This window comes from Steroidobacter sp. (assembly GCF_016790065.1).
Taxonomy (GTDB): Bacteria; Pseudomonadota; Gammaproteobacteria; order Steroidobacterales; family Steroidobacteraceae; genus Steroidobacter.
In genome coordinates, this window is the sequence record NZ_JAEUPY010000935.1 from 1 (window position 1) to 6,339 (window position 6,339).

Annotated in this window: 6 protein-coding genes; 5 read left to right on the plus strand and 1 reads right to left on the minus strand. The window is 60.5% G+C overall.

Annotated features, from left to right (window positions below):
• The first annotated feature begins 154 nt into the window (after positions 1-154).
• The 3 genes from JNL55_RS37195 to JNL55_RS37205 all read left to right on the plus strand — a co-directional run bounded on the left by JNL55_RS37195 (position 155) and on the right by JNL55_RS37205 (position 2,261).
• Positions 155-943, plus strand: a complete 789-nt coding sequence (locus JNL55_RS37195) for a uracil-DNA glycosylase (protein ID WP_293867188.1) — start codon at positions 155-157, stop codon at positions 941-943.
• A complete protein-coding gene (gene rimI, locus JNL55_RS37200) occupies positions 940-1,425 on the plus strand; it encodes a ribosomal protein S18-alanine N-acetyltransferase (protein WP_293867191.1) in 486 nt (161 codons plus the stop codon). The genes JNL55_RS37195 and rimI overlap by 4 nt, the downstream gene beginning before the upstream one ends.
• A gap of 89 nt (positions 1,426-1,514) precedes the next feature.
• Positions 1,515-2,261, plus strand: a complete 747-nt coding sequence (locus JNL55_RS37205) for a hypothetical protein (protein WP_293867194.1) — start codon at positions 1,515-1,517, stop codon at positions 2,259-2,261.
• Here JNL55_RS37205 and JNL55_RS37210 read toward each other — a convergent pair.
• On the minus strand, positions 2,258-3,784 hold the full coding sequence (locus tag JNL55_RS37210; RefSeq protein ID WP_293867197.1) for a Fic family protein: 1,527 nt from the start codon (positions 3,782-3,784) through the stop codon (positions 2,258-2,260). The genes JNL55_RS37205 and JNL55_RS37210 overlap by 4 nt on opposite strands.
• Positions 3,785-3,958: 174 nt before the next feature.
• Between JNL55_RS37210 and JNL55_RS37215 the strand changes: the two genes are divergently transcribed.
• Complete coding sequence (locus tag JNL55_RS37215; protein WP_293867200.1) at positions 3,959-5,560, plus strand: peptide chain release factor 3; 1,602 nt, start codon at positions 3,959-3,961, stop codon at positions 5,558-5,560.
• A gap of 14 nt (positions 5,561-5,574) precedes the next feature.
• The coding region (locus tag JNL55_RS37220; protein ID WP_293867203.1) for an MFS transporter at positions 5,575-6,339 on the plus strand (765 nt) is incomplete at its 3' end.

Genomic DNA, 6,339 nt, shown 5'->3' on the forward strand with positions numbered 1-6,339 from the left:
CGGCCTGTACGCCGCGTCGGCGCCGCTGTACTGGGTCTGGCGCAAACTGACTCGCAAAAAACGCCCGGTTGAAGCCCCCTAGCGTTTGCCGATGGTCTCGCGCGGCGGCTGCCGGTAAGCTTCAGCGCATAACCATTCACAGCGCACCGTTCCCATGGATTCCCGCCGCCTGGCCTACCTGAAGGCACTCGATATCGACGTCTGGGAACGTCGAGACGGCAGCGCGCGGGCGACGGTTGCGCAGCCGGTGACGGCGCCGGCGCTTACTCCTGAGCCTCCGCCAGTCGCAGTCCAGTCGTTACGCGTCGTGCCTGAGCCCGCTGCAGCACCACCGCCAGCCCTTTTGGCGGCCGACGACGATGGTGTGTCGAAGCTCGGTTGGGACGACCTTGCAACCGCCGTCCGTTCCTGCACGAAGTGTCCATTGCATGCCACGCGCACCAACGGGGTGTTCGGCGTGGGCAACCGGAGCGCGCGATGGCTGATCATCGGCGAGGCACCGGGGGCGGACGAGGACAAGCAAGGCGAGCCGTTCGTCGGCCGCGCCGGCCTGTTGCTAAACTCGATGTTGAAAGCCGTAGGCCTGGCCAGGGAACAGGTGTTCATCGCCAACATTTTGAAATCGCGACCGCCCGGTAATCGCGATCCCAAGCCGGAAGAAGTGCGCGCCTGTATTCCTTATCTGTATCGGCAGATCGAGTTGGTGAATCCGACATTGATCTTATGCGTCGGGCGCATCGCCGCGCAGACGCTGCTGGAAGTAGATACGCCTATCGGCAAGTTGCGTGGCTCGGTGCATAAGATTGCAGGCGGCCGACCGATGGTGGTGACCTACCATCCGGCTTATCTATTACGTAGCCCAGTGGAGAAGCGCAAATCATGGGCCGATCTGTTATTGGCCATGCGTACCTTCGAGACGTTGCAAAGTGGGGCAACGGCGTGAGCGCCGAACTCGACCGGAGCGCGCTGTTTCAATCGGTGCGTTTCCGGCCGATGACCTTGGTCGATGTGCCCGCGGTGGTAGCGGTCGAACGCGCGTCTTACCTGTTCCCTTGGAGCGAAGGCGTGTTTCGCGATTGCGTGCGCGTCGGGTATCTGTGCCGCGTGGTCGAGTTCGAAGGCCAGGTGGCGGGCTACGGCATCATGTCGTACGGCGCCGGCGAAGCGCACATTCTGAACATCTGTATTCGCAACGATCTGCGTAGCGGCGGCGTCGGCCGGCGCTTGATGGATTTCCTGCTGAGTCGAGCCAAAGAGGCCGAGATGCAGGACGTGTTCCTGGAAGTGCGGCCTTCCAATCCGGTGGCCATCAAGCTGTACGAATCGCTGGGCTTCGTCAAAGTCGGCGTCCGCAAGGCCTACTACCAGGCGGCCGGCGGGCGCGAAGATGCGCTGGTCTACAAGCGCGTTCTGACCACGCCATAAGGTCTTCCCCTCGCTTGTGACCCACGCCCTTGTGGCCGGGCGGGGGTTCTCGTTAAAAGCCGATATCTGTCATACACGGATCCGGCTCAATGCAGCTCGCCGCCAATACACCAGAACAACACGGCCTCGTCGCCACCGCCCGCGCGTTGCTGTTATTGCTGATCGCCGCCGATCTGGCTTTCATCTTCCTGCACGTGGTCTACGTCGAGACTGCGCTGCTGCGGGGTCGGCCGTTCTCGCTGGAGGCCGATAACGGCCTGCCCGAGGCGTATCAATACGTCAAACAGTACTGGGCAGCGTTGCTGATGGTGGCGCTGTTCCGTCGCACCCGCGCGGTGGTCTATCTGGGCTGGACGTTGGTGTTCACGTTCTTGCTGCTCGACGATGCCTTCCAATTCCACGAGCAGTTCGGCAAGTGGCTGGCCGCAAACTATTCGGTGCCGGTGGCTTTCGGACTGCGGCCTGATGACATCGGCGAGCTGCTGTTTGCCGGCTTCATCGGCGGCGTGACTGCGCTACTGATCGGCTTCGGTTACTGGCGCGGCGACGCTCAGGCTCGCATCGTTTCGCGAGACATCGCGGTGCTGATCGTGCTGTTGGCGATCGTCGGCGTCGGTGTCGACGTGGTGCACGTCATCAGTTATTTCAAGGCGCCGATGCTGGCGCAGTTCCTGCTCATTCTCGAAGACGGTGGCGAGATGCTGGTGGTCAGCGTGATCGCTGCGTACACCTTCAACGTGCTGATCCACAGAGGACGCACGACGGTGGACTTGTGGGGCGTGCTGCGCGACTTCACCAATCAGCGTCTGCTTCGTCGCGCGCCAGCAGCAACCTAGCTTTGTTGTTGGTTGAGTAGCTCGGCGAGAAACCGAGCGAACGGCTTGATGTCGCGATTCACACTCGCGGCTTCCAGCGCAGCCATGTAATCCGCGCGTCGGGCCAGCGGAATCACAGTCCACGGATAGCCACCCGCCGCCATCATCAGATTCATCAAGAAGCGGCCCATGCGGCCGTTGCCGTCGAAGTACGGATGGATATAAACAAAGATGAAATGGCCGAGCACGGTGCGCACTGCCGCTTCGCTTTCCTGTTGTAACAACTCGAACAACGTCGGCATCAATTCGCGCACCGCTTCCGGGCTCGGCGGCACGTGCATGGATCTGCGAATGTACACTGGGCCGTTGCGGTAACCGGCCAGCTCGGCGGCCTTCAGAATGCCGGCGACCACGCTTGGGCCGAACAATTCGCGATACCAAGTGGCGTGATCTCGATCGGCCACTGTGCCTGCATTCGCCTGGTTCAACACTTGCGAGATGCTTTGTTTCACCGACTGAAACGCTTGCCAGTAACCGCGCGCGGCCAAAGCGTCGCGTTGTAGTTGGTCGTTCTTGATGGCGTCGGGATTCCAATTGCCGGTGCGCACGCGTTCGATCAGCTCGGCGCTGACTTTGTAACCTTCGATGGATAGCGAGTTGTAGGCGTCGCTGACATAGATCTCATCGACCCGGTGCAAATAGGCGTCGCGATCGGCGGGCAGGCCGGGCGGGGCAGGGAAGTTCGCCAGAATATCCGCGCGCATGGTTTGCCAGCTCATGCGCAGCCGGTTGACGTACGGAGACGTCTCGCGCGAGCCGAATGCGATGGGAGATTCGTGCTCGAAAGGATCGCTTTCGGTGACGGTGTACCCGGCCGATTGCATGCCGCCCACAATGTTGGCTGCGATCTGCTCGCGGCCGATGTTTCTAAACGCGCCCACCAGTCGACCTGCGACTTTGCTATGTCCGCCTTCGAGCAGACGACTCAACACATCGGATGCATCGCCGACCATGGCGAGCGCGGCTCGCAAGGTGAACGGGTACGCGATGAACTGCGAGGGCGCGCAAGAGATCAATGCCGCCGGTAATTTGTAGACTCGCACGCCGTTGAGAACTTCAGTGTCCGTAGGCGACGGCAGTCCTAATCTCACATCGAATATCGACGTGCCGTGTAACAGCTCCGTGGGTTTGTTGCCGCCTCGGGGTGAGCGGACCAATAACTGCTTGGGCACGGTCCAGTCGCCGGTGTGCAGACAGATGGACTGTTCCGGGCTCAGGCACCAGTCGGCGCCAAACCGTTCTTCGAGATAGGCGGCACTGAAGGCCCAGAAATTGGCGTACCAGGAAGTGCTCTCGCCAGCCGGTTCGTCGGGCCGGCTCGGGTAGTACCAGCCCTTCATCACTTCGCGGATGAAGCCGTTCGCCAGCAGCCGCTCGCGATGCGTGCGGGTCAAATCACCGGCGCGAATCGCGTCCCGACCCTGGTCCTGGATCTGCTTCAAAAGTGCCAGCGAATCGGCCAGTTTGTCGGCGGGCGTGGACATAAGGCGTTGAAAATTAAGAGAACGACGTTCCTGGTTTCTAGGGTATCCTGTTGTACGCTTTCTAGGTTATTGCGTCAACCTATTTATAGGTTATTGTGTTGTCCTATTTCTAGGTTATTTGGTTGATCAGGTTCTAGGCTATCATGCGCGCCCCTGCTCGACGGACCCCTGACGATGCCGAATGGCCCACTGCCCGAGGAAATCGGCAAAAGACGCACTTTTGCCATCATCAGCCATCCGGACGCGGGTAAGACCACGCTGACCGAAAAGCTGTTGTTGTTCGGCGGTGCCATTCAGTTGGCCGGCACCGTGAAGGGGCGCAAGGCCGCGCGGCATGCCACTTCCGACTGGATGGCGTTGGAACAGCAGCGCGGTATCTCGGTCACCTCGTCCGTCATGCAATTCCCTTACGACGGGCACATGGTGAACCTGCTGGATACGCCGGGTCACGAGGACTTCTCCGAAGACACTTATCGCACGCTGACCGCGGTGGACTCGGCGTTGATGGTGATCGACTGCGCCAAGGGCGTCGAAGAGCGCACCATCAAACTGATGGAAGTGACCCGCCTGCGCGACACGCCCATCATGACGTTCATCAACAAGCTCGACCGCGAAGGGCGCGAGCCCATGGAGCTGTTGGATGAAATCGAGAAGGTGTTGAAGATTTCCTGTGCGCCCATCACCTGGCCCATCGGCATGGGCCGCGAGCTGCAAGGCATCTATCACCTGATCGAAGATCGAATTTATATCTACCAGGCCGGCGAGAAGGGCCGCGCCGGTACGCACGCGACCATCGATAAGCTGGCCAGCGACGAGGCGACCGAATTTCTCGGCGACCGGGCACGCGTATTTCGAGATGAAGTCGAGCTCGTGCGCGGCGCTGCGCCGGAGTTCGATATCGAACAGTATCTGGCCGCGAAACAGACGCCGGTGTTCTTCGGCTCGGCCATCAGCAACTTTGGCGTGACCGAGTTGTTGGCGTCCTTCGTCAAGAATGCGCCCGGTCCGAAACAACGCGAAACCACTGGACGCGTGGTCAAGCCGCTGGAAGAAAAGCTCACCGGCTTCGTGTTCAAGATCCAGGCGAACATGGATCCGGGGCATCGCGATCGTATTGCTTTCATGCGCATCTGCTCCGGCAAGTTCAGCAAGGGCATGCGGTTGTTCCATGTGCGTCTCAAGAAAGAAATGCGCATCAACGACGCGCTGACCTTCCTCGCGGCGGATCGCCAGCACACCGACGAAGCGTTCGCCGGCGACATCCTGGGCTTGCACAATCACGGCACCATCAACATCGGCGACACCTTCACCGAAGGCGAATCGTTGATGTTCACCGGCATTCCCAACTTCGCGCCGGAAATGTTCCGCCGCGTGGTGTTGCGCGACCCGCTGCGCATGAAGGCTCTGCAAAAGGGGCTGGATCAGTTGTGCGAAGAGGGTGCGACCCAGGTGTTCCGGCCGCTGCGTAACAACGATCTGATTCTGGGTGCGGTCGGTCAGCTGCAGTTCGACGTGGTCACGTTCCGCCTGCAGGACGAATATTCGGTGCAGTCCTCGTTCGACAACGTCAACGTCTACACCGCGCGTTGGGTTTACAGCAAGGATGCCAAGAAGCTCGAAGAATTCCGCACCAAGGCGTACGAGAATCTGGCGCTGGATCATTCCGGCGCGCTGGTTTATCTGGCGCCGACGCGGGTCAATCTACAACTCACCTTGGAGCGCTGGCCGGACCTGGATTTCCGCGAGACGCGGGAGCATCTGGCGGCCGCTGCATAACGAATTGCCCAGGTATGAAGTCACCGCTAATTACTAAAAAGGTCTTCGCCTGGGCGCTGTACGACTGGGCGAACTCGTCGTTTGCGACCACGGTGATGGTCGTGTTCTTTCCGCTGTTCTTCAAACAGTATCTGACGGCGGGGCAGGACGCGATCACCAGTACGTTCTGGCTGGGTATCGCCAACGGCGCGTCGAGCTTCGTGCTGGCCATCATGGCGCCTTGGCTGGGCGCGCTGGCGGATCGGGGTAACGCGCATCTGCGCTTCCTGGCGGCGTTCACGGCGATCGGCGTCATTCCAACAGCGATGCTCGCATTCGTGGGGGTCGGCGATTGGCAAGTAGCGGCGGCCTTGTTTGCGCTCGCTTCGCTCGGCTTCTGGGGCGGCCTGATTTTCTACGACTCGATGCTGGTCAAAGTCGCGCCGCCCAAGCGTCTCGATTCGGTATCCGGCTTCGGTTATGCCATGGGCTATCTGGGCGGCGCGTTATTGCTCACAGTGAACGTGCTCATGTTCGGCAAGCCGGCACTGTTCGGTTTGGAAAGCCCCGAAGCGGCGATTCGCGTGTCGTTCTTTTCGGTGGCCGTGTGGTGGACGCTGTTCGCGATTCCTATCTTCCGTAACTTCCCGCGCGGCGAGCAGCGAGCGTCGGTGGGGGCCGGTCGCGCTATGCGTGAAGGCTTCCAAGAGCTGGTGCGCACTTTCAAGGAAGTCCGCAAGTACCGCGCAGTGATCTGGTTCCTGTTGGCGTACTGGATGTACATCGACGGTGTGAACACC

What these genes read in the sequence shown, in the direction of transcription:
- JNL55_RS37195 (WP_293867188.1), top strand. Translation starts at nt 155, where the DNA reads ATGGATTCCCGCCGCCTGGCCTACCTGAAGGCACTCGATATCGACGTC.
- JNL55_RS37205 (WP_293867194.1), top strand. Translation starts at nt 1,515, where the DNA reads ATGCAGCTCGCCGCCAATACACCAGAACAACACGGCCTCGTCGCCACC.
- JNL55_RS37210 (WP_293867197.1), bottom strand. Translation starts at nt 3,784, where the DNA reads ATGTCCACGCCCGCCGACAAACTGGCCGATTCGCTGGCACTTTTGAAG.
- JNL55_RS37215 (WP_293867200.1), top strand. Translation starts at nt 3,959, where the DNA reads ATGCCGAATGGCCCACTGCCCGAGGAAATCGGCAAAAGACGCACTTTT.